Origin of the sequence: Labrys sp. LIt4 (genome assembly GCF_017813775.1) — a bacterium.
GTDB classification, from domain to species: Bacteria; Pseudomonadota; Alphaproteobacteria; order Rhizobiales; family Labraceae; genus Labrys; species Labrys okinawensis_A.
Window position 1 is genome coordinate 76,761 of sequence record NZ_JAGIPY010000001.1, and the last position, 20,301, is coordinate 97,061.

Annotated in this window: 19 protein-coding genes; 9 read left to right on the forward strand and 10 right to left on the reverse strand. The window is 65.7% G+C overall.

Annotated features, from left to right (window positions below):
- The first annotated feature begins 41 nt into the window (after nt 1-41).
- Both J8I29_RS00335 and J8I29_RS00340 read left to right on the forward strand, forming a co-directional pair.
- Complete coding sequence (locus J8I29_RS00335) at nt 42-1,250, forward strand: acetyl-CoA C-acetyltransferase (protein WP_105864305.1); 1,209 nt, start codon at nt 42-44, stop codon at nt 1,248-1,250.
- 183 nt (nt 1,251-1,433) lie between these two features.
- On the forward strand, nt 1,434-3,641 hold the full coding sequence (locus J8I29_RS00340; protein WP_209430236.1) for an FAD-dependent oxidoreductase: 2,208 nt from the start codon (nt 1,434-1,436) through the stop codon (nt 3,639-3,641).
- A 78-nt stretch (nt 3,642-3,719) separates the two neighbouring features.
- Here the strand turns inward: J8I29_RS00340 and J8I29_RS00345 are convergent, their stop codons facing one another.
- Nucleotides 3,720-4,724, reverse strand: coding sequence for a quinone-dependent dihydroorotate dehydrogenase (locus J8I29_RS00345; RefSeq protein ID WP_209430237.1), 1,005 nt, complete (start codon nt 4,722-4,724; stop codon nt 3,720-3,722).
- Nucleotides 4,721-5,080, reverse strand: coding sequence for a DUF952 domain-containing protein (locus J8I29_RS00350; protein ID WP_105864308.1), 360 nt, complete (start codon nt 5,078-5,080; stop codon nt 4,721-4,723). Before J8I29_RS00350 ends, J8I29_RS00345 begins: the two co-directional genes overlap by 4 nt.
- A 253-nt stretch (nt 5,081-5,333) precedes the next feature.
- On the opposite strand from J8I29_RS00350, the gene J8I29_RS00355 reads away from it, so the two are divergent.
- Nucleotides 5,334-7,568, forward strand: a complete 2,235-nt coding sequence (locus J8I29_RS00355; RefSeq protein ID WP_245196518.1) for a transglycosylase domain-containing protein — start codon at nt 5,334-5,336, stop codon at nt 7,566-7,568.
- 84 nt (nt 7,569-7,652) lie between these two features.
- Here J8I29_RS00355 and J8I29_RS00360 read toward each other — a convergent pair whose 3' ends face one another.
- A complete protein-coding gene (locus tag J8I29_RS00360; protein WP_209430238.1) occupies nt 7,653-8,024 on the reverse strand; it encodes a YraN family protein in 372 nt (123 codons plus the stop codon).
- Complete coding sequence (gene rsmI / locus J8I29_RS00365; RefSeq protein WP_105864310.1) at nt 8,021-8,947, reverse strand: 16S rRNA (cytidine(1402)-2'-O)-methyltransferase; 927 nt, start codon at nt 8,945-8,947, stop codon at nt 8,021-8,023. Before rsmI ends, J8I29_RS00360 begins: the two co-directional genes overlap by 4 nt.
- A gap of 232 nt (nt 8,948-9,179) precedes the next feature.
- Between rsmI and pncA the strand changes: the two genes are divergently transcribed.
- The 4 genes from pncA to J8I29_RS00385 all read left to right on the forward strand — a co-directional run bounded on the left by pncA (nt 9,180) and on the right by J8I29_RS00385 (nt 12,299).
- The gene (gene pncA, locus J8I29_RS00370; protein WP_105864311.1) at nt 9,180-9,797 is read left to right on the forward strand and encodes a bifunctional nicotinamidase/pyrazinamidase; all 618 of its coding nucleotides are present in this window, start codon (nt 9,180-9,182) and stop codon (nt 9,795-9,797) included.
- Between the two features lie 117 nt (nt 9,798-9,914).
- Nucleotides 9,915-10,946, forward strand: coding sequence for a histone deacetylase family protein (locus J8I29_RS00375; protein ID WP_209430239.1), 1,032 nt, complete (start codon nt 9,915-9,917; stop codon nt 10,944-10,946).
- Nucleotides 10,946-11,824, forward strand: coding sequence for an N-carbamoylputrescine amidase (gene aguB, locus J8I29_RS00380; RefSeq protein ID WP_209430240.1), 879 nt, complete (start codon nt 10,946-10,948; stop codon nt 11,822-11,824). Before J8I29_RS00375 ends, aguB begins: the two co-directional genes overlap by 1 nt.
- 88 nt (nt 11,825-11,912) lie before the next feature.
- A complete protein-coding gene (locus J8I29_RS00385; RefSeq protein WP_105864314.1) occupies nt 11,913-12,299 on the forward strand; it encodes a DUF2794 domain-containing protein in 387 nt (128 codons plus the stop codon).
- 74 nt (nt 12,300-12,373) lie between these two features.
- Here the strand turns inward: J8I29_RS00385 and speB are convergent, their stop codons facing one another.
- The 4 genes from speB to J8I29_RS00405 all read right to left on the reverse strand — a co-directional run bounded on the left by speB (nt 12,374) and on the right by J8I29_RS00405 (nt 16,973).
- Nucleotides 12,374-13,309 carry an agmatinase gene (gene speB / locus J8I29_RS00390; protein WP_348535961.1) on the reverse strand — a complete coding sequence of 312 codons (936 nt, stop codon included), beginning with the start codon at nt 13,307-13,309 and terminating at the stop codon, nt 12,374-12,376.
- A 165-nt stretch (nt 13,310-13,474) separates the two neighbouring features.
- Nucleotides 13,475-14,113: an urea carboxylase-associated family protein gene (locus tag J8I29_RS00395; protein WP_348535962.1), complete on the reverse strand. Its 639-nt coding sequence runs from the start codon at nt 14,111-14,113 to the stop codon at nt 13,475-13,477.
- Between the two features lie 106 nt (nt 14,114-14,219).
- Nucleotides 14,220-16,259: a tetratricopeptide repeat protein gene (locus J8I29_RS00400; RefSeq protein WP_209430241.1), complete on the reverse strand. Its 2,040-nt coding sequence runs from the start codon at nt 16,257-16,259 to the stop codon at nt 14,220-14,222.
- 123 nt (nt 16,260-16,382) lie between these two features.
- On the reverse strand, nt 16,383-16,973 hold the full coding sequence (locus J8I29_RS00405) for an arylesterase (protein ID WP_209430242.1): 591 nt from the start codon (nt 16,971-16,973) through the stop codon (nt 16,383-16,385).
- A 72-nt stretch (nt 16,974-17,045) separates the two neighbouring features.
- Between J8I29_RS00405 and J8I29_RS00410 the strand changes: the two genes are divergently transcribed.
- Nucleotides 17,046-17,750, forward strand: a complete 705-nt coding sequence (locus tag J8I29_RS00410) for an ABC transporter ATP-binding protein (protein WP_105864317.1) — start codon at nt 17,046-17,048, stop codon at nt 17,748-17,750.
- 230 nt (nt 17,751-17,980) lie between these two features.
- Nucleotides 17,981-18,883: a lipid kinase gene (locus J8I29_RS00415; protein WP_209430243.1), complete on the forward strand. Its 903-nt coding sequence runs from the start codon at nt 17,981-17,983 to the stop codon at nt 18,881-18,883.
- Between the two features lie 34 nt (nt 18,884-18,917).
- Here J8I29_RS00415 and J8I29_RS00420 read toward each other — a convergent pair whose 3' ends face one another.
- Together J8I29_RS00420 and cobO are read right to left on the reverse strand one after the other, a co-directional pair.
- Complete coding sequence (locus J8I29_RS00420) at nt 18,918-19,580, reverse strand: phosphatase PAP2 family protein (protein WP_105864319.1); 663 nt, start codon at nt 19,578-19,580, stop codon at nt 18,918-18,920.
- 103 nt (nt 19,581-19,683) lie between these two features.
- Nucleotides 19,684-20,289, reverse strand: a complete 606-nt coding sequence (gene cobO, locus J8I29_RS00425) for a cob(I)yrinic acid a,c-diamide adenosyltransferase (protein ID WP_209430244.1) — start codon at nt 20,287-20,289, stop codon at nt 19,684-19,686.
- Between the last annotated feature and the right edge of the window lie 12 nt (nt 20,290-20,301).

Below are 20,301 nucleotides of genomic sequence, written 5' to 3' on the forward strand. Positions count from 1 at the left end.
CCAAGAGCGGACTGGAAGTCCGCGCTCCCGGGGAGGACCCAATGAGCGAAGCCTTCATCTACGATGCCGTGCGCACGCCGCGCGGTAAGGGCAAGGCCGATGGCGCCCTGCACGAGGTCACCAGCCTGTCGCTGGCAAGCCAGACGCTGCGGGCCGTGGCCACACGCAACGGGCTGCCGGAGAACGCGGTGGAGGACGTGATCCTCGGCTGCGTCGATCCGATCGGCGAGGCCGGCGGCGACATCGCCCGCATCGCTGCGCTGCATGCCGGTCTCGGCGAGAAGGTGCCGGGCGTGCAGATCAACCGCTTCTGCGCCTCGGGCCTGGATGCGGTGAATCTTGCGGCCGGCCAGATCGCCGGCCGGCAGAAGGACCTCGTCGTCGCCGGCGGCGTGGAGAGCATGTCGCGCATCGGCATGATGGCCTCGGGCGGCGCCTGGGCGCTCGACCCCTCCAGCGCAGTGCCGACCTGGTTCATGCCCCAGGGCATTTCCGCCGACCTGATCGCCACCAAATACGGTTTCTCGCGTGACGACGTCGACGCCTATGCGGTGGAATCGCAGCGGCGTACCGCCCAGGCCTGGAACGAGGGGCGCTTCGCCAAGTCGGTCATTGCCGTCAAGGACATCAACGGCCTGACCATCCTCGACAAGGACGAGCATATGCGCCCGTCCACCACCATGCAGTCCCTGGCCGCCCTCAACGCTTCCTTCGTGCAGATGGGCGAGATGGGCGGCTTCGATGCGGTCGCGGTGCAGGCGCATCCGGAAGTCGAGAAGGTCAGCCACGTCCATCATGCCGGCAACTCCTCCGGCATCGTCGATGGCGCTTCGGCCGTGCTGATCGGTTCGGCCGAGGCCGGCCGACGTTTCGGCCTCAAGCCGCGGGCCCGCCTCAAGGCGGCCGCCTCTATCGGTTCGGATACCGCGCTGATGCTGACCGGCCCCGTCGACGTCACCGAGCTGCTGCTGCGCAAGGCCGGCATGAGCAAGGCGGACATCGACCTCTTCGAGATCAACGAGGCCTTCTCCTCGGTGGTGTTGCGCTACATGCAGGCCTTCGATCTCGATCCCGCCAAGGTCAACCCCTGCGGCGGCGCGATTGCCATGGGCCATCCGCTGGGAGCCACCGGCGCGATGATCCTGGGCACCGCCCTCGACGAACTCGAGCGCACCGGCAAGTCGACCGCCCTGATCACGCTGTGCGTTGCCGCCGGCATGGGCGCCGCCACCATCATCGAGAGGGTGTGACCTCTTTTCCTTCTCCCCTTGCGGGAGAAGGTGCCCCTGAAAGGGGCGGATGAGGGGTCTCGCGGCCGTTCATCCGGAATCGAATGAGCCTTCGAAACCTTGAGAGGTTTCGTCCACCCCTCATCCGGCGCTGCGCGCCACCTTCTCTCGCAAGGGGAGAAGGAAATTGGCTGGAGCCATCTCATGAACCTCACCAATTTCCACTTCGATGTCGACAGTGACGGTATCGCCCTCGCCACCTGGGACATGCCCGGCCGCTCGATGAACGTCATCACCGTGGAGGTGATGGAGGAACTCGGCCAAATTCTCGAGCGCGTCACCTCCGATGCCGCCATCAAGGGCTGCGTCATCGCCTCGGGCAAGGAGGCCTTTTCCGGCGGCGCCGATCTCACCATGCTCGAAGGCATGGGCCAGCGCTATGCCAAGGCGCGGGCCGAGCTTGGCGAAGACAAGGCGATGGAGAGCTTCTTCGCCGAGAGCCGCTTCCTCTCCCAGCTCTATCGCCGCATCGAAACCGGCGGCAAGCCTTTCGCCGCCGCGATCAACGGCATCTGCCTGGGCGGCGCTTTCGAGCTGACTCTGGCCTGCCACTATCGCATCGGCGCCTCCGACAATGACAAGGCCCGTGTCGGCCTGCCCGAAGTCAAGGTCGGCCTGTTCCCCGGCGCCGGCGGCACCACCCGCGTGTCCCGCCTGATGAAGCCGGACCAGGCCCTGCAGATGCTGCTCAAGGGCGATCAGCTGCGCATCGGTCAGGCTCAGAAGATGGGCCTCCTCCATGCCGTCGCCCCGCGCGAGGAACTGGTGGCCAAGGCCAAGGAATGGATCAAGACCGGCGGCTCGCCCGTGGCGCCCTGGGACGTGGAAGGTTTCCGCCTGCCTGCGGGCCCGGTCTATTCCAAGGCCGGCATGATGGTGTTCCCGCCGGCCAATGCCCTCTATCGCCGCGAGACCTACGACAATTATCCGGCGGCCCGCGCCATCCTGCAGACGGTCTATGAGGGCCTGCAGCTGCCCTTCGACCGGGCGCTCACGGTGGAATCGCGCTATTTCGCCCATGTGCTGCGCTCGACCGAAGCGCGTTCGATGATCCGCACGCTGTTCGTCTCCATGCAAGAGCTCAACAAGGGCGCGCGCCGTCCGGCCCTGCCGCCGTCCAACCTCAAGCGCATCGGCGTGGTCGGTGCCGGCTTCATGGGCGCGGGCATCGCCTATGTCTCGGCGCTGGCCGGGCTCGAGGTGGTGCTGGTCGACCGCGACCAGGAAGCCGCCGACAAGGGCAAGGCCCATTCCGACGGCCTGATCACCGGCCAGATCAAGAAGGGCCGCGCCTCGATGGCGGACAAGGAAGCCCTGCTCGGCCGTATCACCGCCACGGCCGATTTCGCTGCGCTTGCCGGCGTCGACCTCATCGTCGAGGCCGTGTTCGAGGACCGCGCCGTCAAGGCCGAAGTGATCAGGAAGATCGAGGCGGTGATCGGCGAGGACACCGTCTTCGCCTCGAACACCTCCACGCTGCCGATCACGTCGCTGGCCGAGAATTCCGCCCGCCCCGAGCAGTTCATCGGCGTGCACTTCTTCTCGCCGGTCGACAAGATGCTGCTCGTCGAGGTGATCAAGGGCGCAAAGACCGGCGACAAGGCCATCGCCGTCGCGCTCGATTTCGTGCGGGCCATCCGGAAGACGCCGATTCTGGTCAATGACGGCCGCGGCTTCTTCGCCAATCGCTGCGTGCTCAACTATATCCGCGAAGGCCATCTGATGCTGGGCGAGGGCGTGCCGCCGGCGATGATCGAGAATGTCGCCCGCGCCGCCGGCATGCCGGTCGGGCCGCTCTCGCTCAATGACGAGGTCGCCATCGACCTGGCCTGGAAGATCCTGCAGGCCACCAAGAAGGATCTCGGCGAGGCCGCCATCGATCCGGCGCAGGAGAAGCTGCTCGACGCCCTGCTCAACCAGCATGGCCGCCTCGGCCGCAAGAACGGCAAGGGCTTCTACGACTATCCGGACGGCGCCTCCAAGCGGCTGTGGCCGGGCCTGTCGGATCTGCAGGCGGTGAAGCTCGATCCCGACACCATCGACAAGGAGACGCTGAAGCACCGTTTCCTCGTGGTCCAGGCGCTGGAAGCGGCCCGCACCGTGGAGGACGGCATCATCACCGACATGCGCGAGGCGGATGTCGGCTCGATCCTCGGCTTCGGCTTCGCGCCCTTCACCGGGGGTGCCCTGTCCTATATCGACGGCATGGGCTCGAAGGCCTTCGTGGCGCTGTGCGACAAGCTCACGGCCGCCTATGGCCCACGCTTTGCGCCCAACAAGCTGCTGCGCGACATGGCCGCCAAGGACGAGCGCTTCTATCAGCGCTTCAAGCCGGAGAAGAAGGCGGCGTAGGATCGAAACGGAGTGTCGACCTCCAGGTCGACATTCCATGCGGCTCGGCGGTGTCGACCTGAAGGTCGACACTCCATTTTACCGCAGCCCTTTCTTGATCTGCTTGATCAGGCCGGGGCCCTTGTAGACCAGGCTGGAATAGAGCTGCACCAACGTGGCGCCGGCATCCAGCTTGGCCTTGGCGGTCTGAGCCGAATGGATGCCGCCGACCCCGACCAGCGGGAAGCGGCCGCCGACGCGTCGGGCGGTTTCGGCCAGCACCTGGGTGGAGAGCTCGAACAGGGGCGCGCCCGAGAGGCCGCCCGCCTCCTTGGCCGTCTCGCGCTCCTTCAGCGTCTCGGGCCTGGAGATCGTGGTGTTGGAGACGATCATGCCGTCGAGCTTGTGGGCGAGCGCGCGGTCGACGATGTCGTCGAGCTCGAACATGGTGATGTCGGGCGCGATCTTGAGAAGCAGCGGGCGGCGCGGCCCGATGAGCGCCGCCGTATCCCGTGCCTCCACCGCGCGGCCCAGCAATTCGTCGAGCGCCTCGCGCTTCTGCAGATTGCGCAGGCCCGGCGTGTTGGGCGAGGAAATGTTGAGGGTGAAATAGGAGGCGACGGGGGCGAAGACGATGATGCCGGCGGCATAGTCGGCGGCCTTGTCCTCGCTGTCCTTGTTGGCACCGACATTGACGCCGAGAATGCCGCGGCCCTTGCGGGCCTTGAGCCGGGCCAGCACGGCGGCGTGGCCCTGATTGTTGAAGCCGAAGCGGTTGATCACGCCCTCATCCGCCGGCAGACGGAACAAACGGGGGCGGGGATTGCCCTCCTGGGGGCGCGGGGTGACGCTGCCGATCTCCACGAAGCCGAAGCCGAGCTTGAACAGGGGATCGACCACCTCGGCATTCTTGTCGAAGCCGGCGGCCACGCCGACCGGATTGGGGAAATCGAGCCCGAAGGCCTTCACCCCGAGCGAGGCCGGATCGGGGAGGGCGGGAGGGATCGGCAGGCTGCGCAGCGCGGAGAGGGTGGCCTCATGCGCCTCCTCGGGGTCCATACGGAACAGGCGGGGACGGATGAGGGCGAAGGCTGCACCGATCATGGCTGCTCGCTCGAGAGAAATTCGAGCGGGAAGACATGTCGGCCATCCAAGCCGAGCGGCAGCGGCGCGGTCCACTCGACCAGGTCGAGGGGCAGGGCGCCATAGAGATGGGGGAAGAGGGCGCCGCCGCGCGAGACTTCCCATTTGAGGGCTTCGCCGAGCCTGTCGGCCTCGACGGCGGCAAGGATGAGATCGTCCTGTCCGGCGAAATGCCGGGCCGCCGTCTCCCGTACGGTATCGGCCGAGGAGAAGTGGATGTAGCCATCCTGGATATCGATGGGGGCGCCGTCGAAACGCCCGGCAGCCTCGGCGTTGCGCCATTGCTGCGCCGTCAGGATCTTGAAGATGAGCGCCATATGTCCTCCAGCCTTTCGCCGCACGTCCTCTACAGGGCCTGAAGACTTTACGAAAGGGCCTGCCGCAGGGCGCCTGCACGGATTTTCCATCGGATACAGGGCTTCGAGGCTTGAATACGCCACGACAATGACGGATTGACGCCTTGTTCATGCCTTTCCCTGAGTGGAAAGCAAATGTCGCAAGCTGCGGTAGCCCTTGCTTAACCCGGCGCTGATATGACTGATCTGATTGTAATGATTTTGGAAGGCTGGGATGGCGCAGGGCCAACGGCGCATGGTTGAGCGGGTAGAACCCCGTTTCGAGCCCGAAAAGGGCGAGGAAGCCGATCAGGGCGATGGTTTCCGCCTGACCCGGGAAGACCGCCCCGCGCCCGTACCGCTGGAGTTGCGCGAGCGCTCGCCGTCCCGCGCCAAGAGCGCGCGCTCGAGCAAGGGCTGGAGCCTGTTCGGCGGATCCTCCTCGCGTGGCGGCGGTTCCAGCCGCCGTGGCGGGGGCGGCGGCAGTTCGGGGGGCGGGCGCAAGCCCAAGCGCCGGCGCTCCATGCTCTATCGCCTGACCTACTGGTCCTTCCTGCTGTGCATGTGGGGCCTGCTCGGCGTCGGTGGCGTGGTGGCCTGGTATGCCGCCAACCTGCCGCCGATCCAGAATCTGGAAGTGCCGCCGCGCCCGCCCAATGTGAAGATCGTTTCGGCCGACGGCACCGTCATCGCCAATCAGGGCGAAATGGGCGGAGCCGCCATCTCGATCAAGGACCTGCCGAAATATGTGCCGCAGGCCTTCGTGGCCATCGAGGACCGGCGCTTCTACTCGCATTACGGCGTCGATCCGCAGGGCCTTGCCCGCGCCGGCTATGTCTATCTCACCACGCACCGCCTGACCCAGGGCGGCTCGACGCTGACGCAGCAGCTCGCCAAGAACGTCTTCCTGACCCCCGAGCGCAGCCTGCGCCGCAAGATCCAGGAAGCCATTCTGGCCGTCTATCTCGAGCGCAAATTCTCCAAGAACCAGATCCTGGAGATGTATATCAACCGCGTCTATTTCGGCGCGGGCGCCTATGGCATCGAGGCGGCGGCGCAGCGCTATTTCCGCAAGCCTGCCAAGGAACTCACCATTGCCGAGGCCGCGACCCTGGCCGGCCTGGTCAAGGCGCCGTCTTCGCTCGACCCGACCAAGAATCCCAAGGGCGCCCGTGACCGTGCCCAGCTCGTGCTCGACGCCATGGTCGATACCGGCGCGATCACCGCGCAGGACGAGAAGACGGCTCTGGCCACGCCTGTCAAGGTTTCCAAATTCGCCGCCCGCTCGTCCGGCAACTATCCGGCCGACTGGATCTCCAACCAGCTCAGCGACCTCACCGGGCCGCTCGACACCGATGTGGTGGTGGAGACCACCATCGATGCCAAGCTGCAGAATCTCGCCGAACAGTCCCTGCGCCAGGGCCTCGACAAGTCCGGCGGCAAGCTGCGCGTGAGCCAGGGCGCCCTGGTGGCGATGGATCCCGATGGCGCGGTCCGGGCCATGGTGGGCGGGCGCTCCTATGCCGAGAGCCAGTTCAACCGGGCGATCTCAGCCTATCGGCAGCCCGGCTCCACCTTCAAGCCGTTCGTCTATCTCGCCGCGCTGATGAACGGGGCCACCCCCGATACCATTCGTGACGACGCCCCGATCACCCTGGCGGGCTGGAGCCCGAAGGACTTCTCGCGCGAATATCGCGGCCCGGTGTCGCTGACCACGGCGCTCGCTTTGTCGCTCAACACAGTGGCGGTGCGCCTGTGCGCCGAAGTGGGTCCGAAGGCGGTGGTGGCGGTGGCCCACAGCCTCGGCATCAATTCCAATCTCGACCCTAATCCCTCCATCGCGCTCGGCACCTCGGAAGTCACGCCGCTGGAGATCACCTCGGCCTATGCCACCTTCGCCAATGGCGGGCGCATGGTGATCCCCTATGTGGTCAAGAGCATCAAGACCGAGAAGGGCAAGGTGCTGTTCCAGCGCCAGGCTCCCGGCAATCAGCGCGTCATCGAGGACGACAAGGTCGGCATGATGAACGCCATGATGAGCCAGACGCTGACGGTCGGCACGGCCCGTAAATATGGCCTGCCGGGCTGGCAATCGGCCGGCAAGAGCGGCACCAGCCAGAATTATCGCGATGCCTGGTTCATCGGCTATACCAGCCACATGGTGACCGCCGTCTGGCTCGGCAATGACGACGGTACCTCCACTTCCAAGATGACCGGCGGCAGCCTGCCGGCCCAGATCTGGAACGAGTTCATGCGTGGTGCCCATAAGGGCCTGCCGCCGGCGCCGCTGCCCGGCCGGCCCTGGGTGCGCGAGGCGCCGCCGCCCGAGGACGTCATCGCGGCGCAGCCGCAATTCGACGGCGCGCCGGAAGACCAGCCCGTGGCTGTCGAGCCGGTGATGACCGCCAACGCGCCGCGCAACACCGGGCGGCCGATCGCGGACTGGCTGAACCGGGTGCTGGGACGGTAAGTTTTGGGGGGCGGGTCTTCGGACCCGCCTTCTTTGCCTTCAGGTGCTGTGTTTCAAGCGGGTCTGAAGACCCGCCCCCCCAAATCACCCCAGATCCATCTCGAACCAGTTGGGCTGATGGCGCGGCCAGTGCCAGGGCGTCACAAAGACCGCGTCGAAACGCTGGGTCAGCGCCGCATGATCGGGATGGCGGGCCAGCCAGGCCCGGGCCGCCGTGGCGATGCGCCGCTGCTGGCCGGGCGTGATTGCTTCCAACGCCACGGCGACTTCGGCGCGAGCCTTGACTTCGACGAAGACCAGCGTGCCGCCGCGGCGGGCGATCAGGTCGATCTCGCCGCCCGGCACCTTGAAGCGGCGGGCGAGCAGGCGATAGCCCTTCAGGCGCAGCAGCCAGCCGGCCCGTGTCTCGGCGTTGAGGCCGGCGCGGAAAGCGGCCTGGCGTTCGAGCTTGCTCAAGAGGCCCTGCTGCGGCGCTCCGAGGCCATCTCGACGGCGCGGGCATAGACGTCGCGCTTGGGCAGGCCGAGGCGGGCCGAGACCGCGGCGGCGGCATCCTTGACCGAAAGCGTCTCGAGCGCGGCGGCCAGAGACGCCTCGATGTCGTCGGCGCTGGCCTTCTCCTCGACCGGCGGTCCCACCACCACCACGATCTCGCCCTTCGGCTCGTCGGCAATGGCGAAATCGGTCGCCAGCGAGACCAGCGTGCCGCGATAGACCGTCTCATAGGCCTTGGTGAGTTCGCGAGCCACCGTGGCGGCCCGGTCGCCGAGCGCCGTCGCCATGGCGGCGAGGCTGTCGGCGAGGCGCGGGCCGCTTTCGTAGAAGATCAGCGTGGCGGGGATGGTCTTGAGCTCGGCGAGCCGGTTGGCGCGTGCGCCATCCTTGTTGGGCAGGAAGCCCTCGAAGAAGAAGCGGTCGGTCGGCAGGCCGGCGACGGCCAGGGCCGCCAGCGCGGCGGACGGGCCGGGCGCGGCGAAGACGGGAATGTCGGCCTCGATGGCCTCGCGTACCAGCTTGAAGCCGGGATCGGAGACCATGGGCGTGCCGGCGTCCGAGACCAGGGCCACGCCCTGGCCGCTGGTCAGCCGCTCCAGGATCTGGGGCCGCACGCGGGGCGCATTGTGGTCGTTATAGGCCAGGAGCTGGGCGCTGATGCCATAATGGTTGGTGAGGCGGCTGGTGACGCGCGTATCCTCGCAGACGATGAGATCGGCGGCGGCCAGCGTGGTCAGCGCCCGCAGCGTAATGTCCTGGAGATTGCCGATGGGCGTCGCCACCACATGGAGACCCGGCTGCAAGGAGGGGGCGGTCAGCCGCTGGCCATGCAGCAGGTAGCTGTGTTCGACGCCGACGATGGAGGGAGAGAAATCTGGACGCATGGGGTCCTGCCTTTGCCGGCCGCGAGTCGCAATCCGCAGCCTGTTCTCCTGTGTAGCCCCCTCAGATCCAAAGGCAAGTTGATCTTCCGGCCCGCGTGATGAAGATAGAGGCATCTTGGAGCAAAGCGCGTTTTGGTGAAGACGCCGCTTTGCTCCAACTTTTGGTTCGACGCGTCTTTGCGATTTGAAGTGCTTTCCGTCAAATCGCAAAGACGCTGTGGGGGAGGATTTCATGAAGCCCGGTCCGAACGACGTCCTCCTGGTGATCGACGTACAGAACGATTTCTGTCCGGGGGGGGCATTGGCCGTGCCCGACGGCGATTCGGTGGTACCCGACATCAATCGGCTGGCGGGGGATTTCGCCCATTGCGTGCTGACGCAGGACTGGCACCCGCCCGGCCATTCCTCCTTCGCTTCCAGCCATCCGGGCAAGGCGCCTTTTTCGACCGTGCGCATGCCCTATGGCGAGCAGACCCTGTGGCCCGACCATTGCCTCCAGGGCAGCCGGGGCGCCGAGTTCCATCCCGGCCTGGCCTTGCCCGGGGCGCAGATGATCATCCGGAAGGGCTACAATCCTGCCATCGACAGCTATTCGGCCTTCTTCGAGAACGACCGCAAGACCCCGACCGGCCTCTCGGGCTATCTGAGGGAGCGCGGCCTCAAGCGGTTGTTCTGCGTCGGCCTCGCCACCGATTTCTGTGTGCGTTATTCCGCCGAGGACGCCAGACGCCTGGGATTCGAGACCATCGTCGTGCTCGATGCCTGCCGGGGCATCGACCTCGACGGCTCCGTCGCGGCGGCAATTGCCGCCATGCGGGAGGCGGGCGCGGAACTGGTGGAGCGGGTTTGAACAAGGGCCTGGCGCGCCCTTTTCCGCGGGCGCTCCAATGAAAGCCTCCATGGTGCCCCTTGCCACCACTCTTCGTTTGTGATCACAATTCCAGCAGTCACCACTGGAATCCGTCTGATGAAATCCGTCTATTCCGAGCGCCACAAAGGCCATGCCGGCAATGTCGAACTGGTGGCGGGCGCCATCGTGCCGGCCTTCGAGATGCCTTCGCGCGCCGAGTTCATCCGCGCCCGTATCGACGAGGTCGGGCTCGGTCCTGTGTTGTCGCCGCAGGCCCATACGCTCGATGCCGCCCTGCGCGTGCACAAGCCTGATTTCATCGATTTCCTCGGGCGGGCCTACCCGATGTGGAAGGCGGCCGGGCGGGAGGGCACGGCGATGCCCTTCACCTGGCCGACGCGCGGCCTGAGGGGCGACAGGCCACCGGAATCGATCGAGGCGCTGCTCGGCTATTATTCCTTCGATGCCGGCGCAACTCTCGTGGAGGGCAGCTGGGACGCGATCAAATCCTCCTACGAGGTGGCGCTGACGGCCGCCGGGCTGGTGAAGGGTGGCGAGAAGTCGGCCTTCGCGCTCTGCCGTCCGCCCGGCCATCATGCCGGCTCCGGCTTCATGGGCGGCTATTGTTTCATCAACAATGCGGCCGTGGCGGCGCAATGGTTCCTCGACAACGGCGCCCGCAAGGTCGCCATCCTCGACGTCGACTACCATCACGGCAACGGCACGCAGGAAATCTTCTACGAGCGCGACGACGTGCTGGTGCTCAATCTGCACGGCGACCCCGCCAACGAATATCCCTTCTTCCTCGGCTTTGCCGACGAAAAGGGGACCGGCAAGGGCGAGGGCTTCAACGTCAATTATCCGATGCCGGCAGGCACGACCTTCGAGGTCTGGGGGGCGGCGCTGGACGATGCCTGCGCCAAGGCGGCGGCCTACAGACCCGATGTGCTGCTGGTCTCGCTCGGGGTCGACACCTTCGAGAAGGATCCGATCAGCGCCTTCAAGCTGAAGACCGAGCACTATCCGCTCATCGGCGCGCGCATCGCCAAGCTCGGCCTGCCGACGCTCTTCGTGATGGAAGGCGGCTATGCCGTGGCCGAGATCGCCGTGAATGCGGTCGGCGTCCTCACCGGCTTCGAGGACGCGTGATGGCCAAAACGACATTCGGCGTGGTGCAGTTCGCCTGCACCGACAGCGTAGACCACAACCTGGCCACGGCGACGCGCCTGGTGCGCGAGGCTGCCGGGGCCGGCGCCCAGGTCGTGCTGGTGCAGGAACTGTTCGAGGACCTCTATTTCTGCCAGGAGGAGAAGGCCGAGCATTTCGCCAAGGCGCGCACGCTGGACCAGGAGCACCCCACCCTCAAGGCCATGCGCGCCCTGGCTGCCGAGCTCGGCGTGGTTCTGCCGGTCAGCCTGTTCGAACGTGCCAACCAGGCCTATTACAACAGCCTCGTCATGGTCGACGCCGATGGCGGCGTCCTCGGCCTCTACCGCAAATCCCATATTCCGGACGGGCCCGGCTATGAGGAGAAGTTCTATTTCCGGCCCGGCGATACCGGTTTCAGGGTCTGGCCGACCCGCTTCGGCACCATCGGCGTCGGCATCTGCTGGGACCAGTGGTTTCCCGAAGCGGCCCGGTCCATGGCCCTGATGGGCGCGGATGCGCTGCTCTATCCCACCGCGATCGGCTCGGAGCCCGCCACCGGCTTCGACTCGATGGAGCATTGGCGCACGGTGATGCGCGGCCACGCCGGCGCCAACATCATGCCGGTGATGGCGGCCAACCGCATCGGCGTCGAGCGCTTCGGCGAGAGCGAGCTGACGTTCTACGGCTCCTCCTTCATTGCCGGCCAGCACGGGGAGCTGGTGGCGGAGGCGGGGCGATCGGGCGAGGCGGTGCTGACGGCAAGCTTCGATCTCGAGGCGATTCGCGCCGAGCGCGCCGCCTGGGGATTGTTCCGCGATCGCCGGCCCGAGCTTTACGGCCGTCTGTCCACGGGAGACGGCAGTCTTCCCCTGCGATGACCGTTGCGTGTGGCGATAAAACTTGAACGTGAAGCGGATCGGCGCAATCATGACAGTGTGACGACAGACCGTTTACACAGGAGGCGTCATGACGGAGGCCGATCCGCCGGGATCGCTGTTTTCGCGAGGCGAAAGCGCGAATGTCGCGCAACTTCCCGCTTCGCGCCGCCCCGATCCACCAGCCATCGCCTTCGACCGGCATGAACTGCGCCAGATCATGAATCTCTATGGCCGCATGGTCTCCCATGGCGAATGGCGCGACTATGCCATCGATTTCCTGCGCGACAAGGCTGTGTTCTCCATCTTCCGGCGCGCGTCCGAGATGCCGCTCTACCGCATCGTCAAGGATCCTTCGCTGGCCCAGCGCCAGGGGGCCTATAGCGTGCTGGCGCCGACCGGCATGATCCTCAAGCGCGGCCATGATCTTGCCCGCGTGCTGCAGGCCATCGACAAGCCGGTACGCCTGGTGGTGTGACGAGGCTGTCATCCCGCACGCGCTGCGGCACTGCGTGCTGCAGCGCGTGCGGGATGACAGCGAACCAGCCCTGCCTACCCTCCCGCCATCACGCAGAGCAGTTCGAACATCAGCGTCGCGCCGGTCAGGGCGGTGAGGCCCGAGGGGTCGAGCGGCGGGGAGACTTCCACCAGGTCCGCGCCGATCAGATGCGCGCCGCCCATCAGGCGGATCATCGCCTGGGCTTCGCGCGAGGACATCCCGCCGATCTCCGGCGTGCCCGTGCCGGGCGCGAAAGAGGGATCGAGCGCATCGATGTCGAAGGAGAGATAGGTGGGCTTGTCGCCGATGATGGCGCGGGCTTCGGCCATGACGTCGGCCACGCCGCGGGCCATGAACTCCTCGATGAAGATGATGCGGACGCCGGCGGTGCGGGCGAAGTCGTAATTTGCCGCATCGGAGATGGCGCCGCGGATGCCGATCTGGATCATGCGCCTGGGATCGACCAGCCCTTCCTCGATGGCGCGGCGGAAGGGCGTGCCGTGGTTGTAGCGGCTGCCGAAGAAGCTGTCATAGGTGTCGGAATGAGCATCGAACTGGACGAGGCCGACGGGCGCCTGCTTCGCCAGGGCGCGCAGGATGGGCAGGGTGGTGAGATGATCGCCGCCCGCCGTCAGCGGGCGGGCGCCGGCGGCCCGGATCTCGGCATAGAAGGCCTCGATGCTCTCCAGGCTCGCCATCAAATCGAGCGGATTGATGGGGGCGTCGCCGCAATCGCCGGCCCGTATCCGGTCGAAGGGCGAGAGGCCGGTGACGTGATGCACGCGCCGCACCAGGCTCGACTGGTTGCGGATCTCCCGGGGGCCGTGCCGCGCGCCGGTGCGATTGGTGGCGCCGCCGTCGAAGGGAATGCCGACCAGGGCGATGTCGACCTCCTCCGGCCGCGCCATGGGCAGGCGCATGAAGGTCGAAGGGCCGGCGAAGCGCGGCACGAGCCCTGAATCGAGCGGCTGGAAGGGATGGTTGCTCACTTTTGTGGTTCCTGTCCGGGGAGCCCGGGGCTCCAATCTGAAGGGTGTTCGAAGGGGATCCAGGAATTCCAAGCGAAATCCTTTCGGCCCTGGATCCCTTCCCGTCGCCAATGGCGGCGCCGGGGACGACAGAGCACTGGGCTCTCAGGGAAAGCCTGGAGCCGATCAGGCGATGGTGTAATGCGCATCCTGGGGAATGCAGTCGGCGCCGTTCACCGGGACCAGGTCCTGGGGGCAGGCGGAGAACACGACGATCAGGTCCATCTCGGCCCTGAGGCGGACATGGGAGCCGGGCGTCGACACCGGTGGCTGGAAGGAGACGCTGCCATCGGCGCCGACCGGTATGTTCATGAACAGGTTGAGCGGGCTCGGCGTCTCCGCTCCGGTCACGCCGAGTGATGCCAAGGCCTGCGCGAGATTGTCGGTGCAGCTGTCGTGATGGCCGACATGGCCGAGCTGCTCGTAGCGGTAGCGGTCGCAGGCGGCGATCAGCGTGTCGTGGATGCCGCCGGAAGTGTCCTCGGTCAGGGTAAGCATGGGGCGCCGGCGATTGCTGCGCAGAGTATCGCCGACCCGCGGATTGACGCGCAGCATAGCGCCGCGGCTGTGCTCCATCGACATGAACTCGCTGGGATCCTCCGCGTTGAAGGCCCAGCTGTCGACCACCTGGCTGCCATGGGTGTTGATGACCGTCACCGTCTGCCCGGCCTTCACCCGCTCCGCTACGCCCTTGCGCGCCGGAATGAGGCGCAATTCGCCTTTCGTCCGCTCCTCGATGCCCATCGACCAAGACCTTTCCCGCAAGACCTTTCCCGAACGTCCTCGCCACCCCCTGCCGCGAAGCGAGAGGCGCCATCGTCCGTAAGGTCTATAGCAATTTTCGGACAGGTTCAGCGCCGTCCTGGGCGTGTCATCGTGCCTCGGCCCCTTTTGGTTTGCGGCTCTTCTTACGGTCGAGCTGCCTTTGCGCGTCCGCACGCCAGCGCAGGGCCTTCTCGTCGCCGGGTTTCAACCGCAGGCTGTCGTCATAATTGCGGATGGCGAGATCGTACCAGCCCTTGGCGGCCAAAACCGCACCGCGATCGCGATAGTAACTGGCGGTATCGGGATCCAGGGCGATAGCCCGGTCGTAATCCTTGAGCGCGCGATCATACAGGCGCTTGTTGCTATAGGCCGCGGCGCGGCCGGCAAAAGCGAGGGCACTGTCCGATTCAAGATCGATCGCTCGGTCGAGATCCTGGATGGCGCGGTCATATTGACCCAAATCGTTAAAGGCGGCGCCACGATTGAGATAGGCCTTGGGCTCGTCCGGCGCCAGCACGATGGCTCGGTCGAGATCCTGGAGCGCGTGGTCGAGCTCGCCAAGCCTGACATAGACGGCAGCACGATTAATCAGGGCGCTCGCGTCGTCAGGCTTGCGCTGCAACAGGCGGTCGAGATCGGTTATGGCACGATCGTAATGACCGCTCTCGAAATTCGCGATGCTGCGCCCCTCCAAGATCTCAGCATCGGCCGGATTGAGCCGAAAAGCATCGTCGTAGTCTTGAATGGCTCGGTCGTACTGCTTCATGGTCACCAAAACTGTGCCGCGGTCTCGGTAAAAGTTCGCGTGCGCTTGCAGGGCGATCGCCCGGTCATAGTCCTGGAGCGCGCGGTCATTGTCCTCCAATAGCCTGTAGGCCGAGGCACGATTGTAGAAGGCTATGGCATCGTCCGGCTTCAGCCGGATGGCCTCGTCGAGATCCTGGATGGCGCGGGTGACCTGGCCTGCTTTGACATAGGCCGCGCCGCGATTGAGGTAGGCATCGGCAGAGTCCGGCTTGAGGCTGACGGCTTGGTTGAGATCTTGAAGGGCCCGATCGTAGTACTTCTTGGCGATATAGGTCATGCCGCGGATGATCAGGGTGGCGGCATCGTCCGGCGACAGGAGAAGGACTTTGTTCAGGTCCTCCAAGGCGCGGTCGGGGTTCCCCCGTTCTGAATAGATCCAGCCCCGCCCTCGAAGAGCATCGAGATTATTCGGGTCGAGGCGAATGGCCTGGTCGAAATCCTGGATCGCACGATCGAACTGGCCGAGATTGCCAAAGGCTGAGCCACGGTTAGTGAAGTTGTTCGCCTCATCGGGCTTGAGCCTGATGGCCCGATCAAGATCGGAGATGGCACGCTCATACTGACCGGCTTTTACCAGGACCGAGCCGCGATTGCCCAGGATCAGAGCGTCGTTCGGGATGAGCTGGTCAGCCTCGTTGAAATCCTTGATGGCCTGTTCGTACTGGCGCTTGCCAAGATAACTGACGCCGCGGGTGGTATAGGAATTGGCGTTGTCGGGTTGGTGGCGGATAACCTGGTCTAGATCCGCGATAGCCAGATCGTAATGCTCCAGCCTCGTGTGGGCGAGGCCGCGATAGAAGCGGGTATAGTCGTTATCGGGTGCCTGCCGCAGCGCTTCATCGAGATTGACGATGGCGCGGCCATAGTCGCCTTTGAGCACCAGCGCGGCGCCGCGACCTCCAAGCGCCTTGCCGTCGCCCGGCTCGAGACGCAGGGCCCGGTCGAAATCCTCGAGAGCTCGATCAGGCTCGTTCCTATGCAGGAAAACCTTGCCTCGGTACGTCAAGGCCTCCGCATCCTGCGGATTCAAGCCGATTGCCTGGTCGAAATCCAGGATCGCTTGTTCATATTGATCCCTGTCGTTATGGGCAGCGCCGCGGCGGCGGTAAGCTTCGGCCAGGCGGGAGCCGGTCTCGCTCTTGGAAGCGATCACGGCCGTGCAGGCCTGCACGACCAGATCCGCCGCAGCTTTGGGATCATAACAGTGCTGCGCCGCGTCGTCGGCCAGGACCTTGCCCGGTATCACACCCGCAGCGATCGCCATCAAGCCGGCGAGGAGGATGCGTTTCGAGGCGATAGCTGCCGCCAGCCGCCGACCACCGTTGGAAAGACTGGTCATCTCGCTCCCATCCATGGAGGGGCAGCGAGTTTGCCATGGGCGAGGCGGGATACGAGTAACGTTCGAAACAACCTTCAGTTTGGCACTTACCCAGCCACGCCTTCGGAGCCGTACGACGATCGTTCAGCGCAATTTCCTGACGAACTCAGCCACCACCGGCGTCAGCTTGGTGACGATCGCATCGACGCCGGCGGCGGTCGGATGCATACCGTCGGGCTGGTTGAGGCCGGGCGTGCCGGCGACCCCGTCGAGGAAGAAGGGATAGAGTTCCGCCCCATATTGCCTAGCGAGATCGGGATAGATCGCGTCGAACGTCTTCTGGTAGTCGGCGCCGAGATTGGGCGCGGCTCGCATGCCCATCAGCAGGACCGGGATCTTGCGCTCCTTGAGCCGCTCCAGGATGGCGGCGAGATTGGACCGGGCGAGCTTGGGATCGAGCCCGCGCAGCATGTCGTTGGCGCCGAGTTCGAGCAGCACCGCCTTGGTGCCGTCGGGCACCGACCAGTCGAGCCGGGCAAGGCCGCCATCGGTGGTGTCGCCGGAGACGCCGGCATTGTCGATCGCCACTTCGAGGCCGAGCCTGGCGAGGGCCGCCTGCAGCTTGGCGGGATAGGCGTCCCTGGCTTCCAGCCCGAGGCCTGCGGTGAGGCTGTCGCCCAGGGCCACCAGCCGCAGCGGCTCGGCCGCAGCCGAGGCGGCCGCAAGGGGGGTCATGACAAGCAATGTGAGAATTGCCACAATCGATGCATAGACACGGGTCACGATCACGAAAACCTTTCAGGCAGGATGCGAATGAACGAAGCGATCGATCTGGCCGACGTCCATCTCAGCCTCGGCACCGGCGCGGCGCGCGTTCACATTCTCAAGGGCGTTACGCTGAAAATAAGGCAGGGGGAAGCGGTCGGCCTCGTCGGCCCCTCCGGTTCGGGCAAATCCACCCTGCTGATGACGCTGGGCGGCCTGGAGCGGCCCGATAGCGGCAGCATCCGCATCGCCGGGCAGGATCTCGGCGTCCTCGACGAGGATGGTCTCGCCAAGTTTCGCGGGCGGCATATCGGCGTGGTCTTCCAGTCCTTCCATCTCATCCCCACCATGACGGCGCTCGAAAACGTCGCCGTGCCGCTGGAACTGGCCGGGCGGCGCGATGCCTTCGTCCGGGCGGAGGCCGAATTGGAGGCGGTGGGCCTCGGTGCACGCCAAGCCCATTATCCCGCCCAGCTCTCGGGCGGCGAGCAGCAGCGCGTGGCGCTGGCGCGCGCCCTGGCGCCCGAGCCGGCCATCCTGATCGCCGACGAGCCGACCGGCAATCTCGATGAGGGCACGGGTGCGGGTATCGTCGAGCTGATGTTCCGTTTGAAGCGCGAGCGCGGTGCCACCCTCGTGCTGGTGACGCATGATCTCGGCCTCGCCGCCCGCTGCGACCGCATGATTCGCATCCGTTCCGGCCATATCGAGGCGGACGAGGCAACGAAGGTGGAAGCGGCGGAGTAAGGCGCGGGAGCTGGTGTACCGATCTCCTCAGCTCCATCCCTTGATGGAGCGGGATCGGCATGTCGGAAACGTCTCTTATATCGGAGGGGCCGATGCCGATCTGGAGATCGGCACACCATGTTTCCCCCGTGACCTTGCGGGGACGATGGCCATGGAATGAACCAGATTGCCCGTTAGGTCGCTCTTTTTTACGGGTCTCGCGCTCCGCGCGAGGGAGATTGGGGCAGGGTATGGTTGATTCACAGCAGGGCAGGCGCGCCCTCTTCATCGTCAATCCCAACGCGCGCAATGGCGGCAAGGGCACCGATGCGATCCGCAAGGTGCTGGAAACCGGCGGCATCCATCTCATCGAAGCGAGCCCGGAAGGGAATGAGAAGATCGCCGACGTGATTTTGCGCCGCCGGGACGAATGCGACCTCGTCATCGTCGGCGGTGGTGACGGCAGTCTCAACGCCGCCGCTCGGGGGCTGATGGAAACGGGCCTGCCGCTCGGCGTGTTGCCGCTCGGTACCGCCAATGATTTCGCCCGCACCGTCGAGATCCCGGCCGATCCCCTGAAGGCCGCCGAGCTCATCGTAACCGGGCAGCCCAGGCCGATGGATCTCGGCGAGGTCAATGGCCAGCTTTATTTCAACGTGGCCAGCATCGGCTTCAGCGCGGACCTTGCCGCCGAACTCTCCGAGAACGCCAAGAAGATGTTCGGCAAGCTCGGCTACGGCATCGTGGCCGCCCGGCTGCTGGCGCGCTCGCAGCTCTTCACCGCCTATCTCGACCATGATGGCACCACCGAGAAGATCAAGACCCTGCAGGTCTCGGTCGGCAACGGCAAATATTACGGTGGCGGCATGACCGTGGAGCAGACCGCCACGGCCGATGACGGCAAGCTCGATTTCTACAGCCTGGAAGTCGACCATTGGTGGCGCCTGCTCAAGCTGCTGCCGAGCCTGCGCAAGGGCACCCATGGCCAGTGGGACGACGTGAGGGCTTTCGGCACCACCGAACTGGTGATCCGCACCAACCGGCCACGCCCGGTCAACACCGACGGCGAACTCACCACCTGGACGCCGGCGCATTTCAAGCTCAGGCGCCATGCCATCGAAGTCTATGCGCCGCCGGTGAAAGGCGGGAAATAGGAAAGGCGGAACGGAGCTGCCCCCACCCCCATGGTCAATAGCCCCACAGGCGCTGCGCCAGGAGCGAGCAGAACAGCGCCCAGCCGGCCCCGATCACCCAGCCGGCGATCACGTCGGTGGGCCAGTGCACGCCGAGATAGATGCGGCTCACGCCGACGGCGAAGGTCAGCAGCGTGCACACCACCATGATGTAGATCGACAGGGCCCGCACGCGGAAGCTGCGGGCCAGCATGATGCCGAGGGTGAAATAGACGGTGGCGGACATGAAGGAATGGCCGCTGGGAAAGCTCGACGTATAGACCCGGGCGCCATGGGTCACCAGGTCCGGCCGCGGCCGGTCAAAGCCGTATTTCAGGAGCGAGCTCATCAGGATGCCGCTGCCGATGGCGAGGATGACGAAGACGGCGCTGCGCGGCGATCCCGAAAGGGCGAGAAAACCCGCCACGACCAGGGTGGTCAGCGTCAGCACGCCGACGCCGCCGAGGCCGGTCAAATCGCGCATCATTTCCTCGAGCCAGCCCGGCCCGAGCGGATCGGTGAGATCGGCGGGATTACGCATCATCAGAAGGATGGCGCGATCGAAGGCCTCCGTGCCGCCCTGCGTGACCAGGCCGGCCAGTACGGCGAAGATCAGGGCCGCGCCGGCGACGCAGAGGATGGCGACCAGCGCCGAACGCTCGGGATGGGGTTGGATCATGAGGGCTGAGGGACTCTGCTGACGATGCAATGCTGGACCGGGCTGTCATCCCCTTCCCAAGGCCTTCGGCCTTGCCGGGGATGACAAGCACCGTCTCCAATCATCAAAATTCGATGCCGTGCTGGGCCTTCACGCCGGCGGCGAAGTGATGCTTCACCAGCGTCATCTCGGTCACCAGGTCGGCGGCTTCGATCATCTCCGGCTTGGCGTTCCGGCCGGTGACGACGACATGCAGGTCCGGCCGGCGCGCCTTCAGGGTTTCCACCACCTCGGTGAGGTCGAGATAGTCGTAGCGCAGGGCGATGTTGATCTCGTCGAGCACCAGAAGGCGGATGGCGGGATCCGCCAGCATGGCCTTGGCCGCTTCCCAGGCCCGCCCGGCGGCAGCGACGTCGCGCTCGCGGTCCTGGGTCTCCCAGGTGAAGCCCTCGCCCATGCTCTTCCAGGTCACCAGGTCGTCGAAGCGCTCCAGCGCCTTGCGTTCGCCGGTCGACCAGGCCCCCTTGATGAACTGCACCACGCCGATGCGCCAGCCATGGCCGAGCGCGCGCATGATCAGGCCGAAGGCGGCTGTGGACTTGCCCTTGCCGGGGCCGGTATTGACGATCAGGAGGCCTTTTTCGGTGATGGTCTTGGAAGCGACTTCGGCATCCTGCACGGCCTTGCGCTTTTCCATCTTCGCCTTGTGGCGGGCAGCATCGTCGGTCATGTCAGCTTCCAA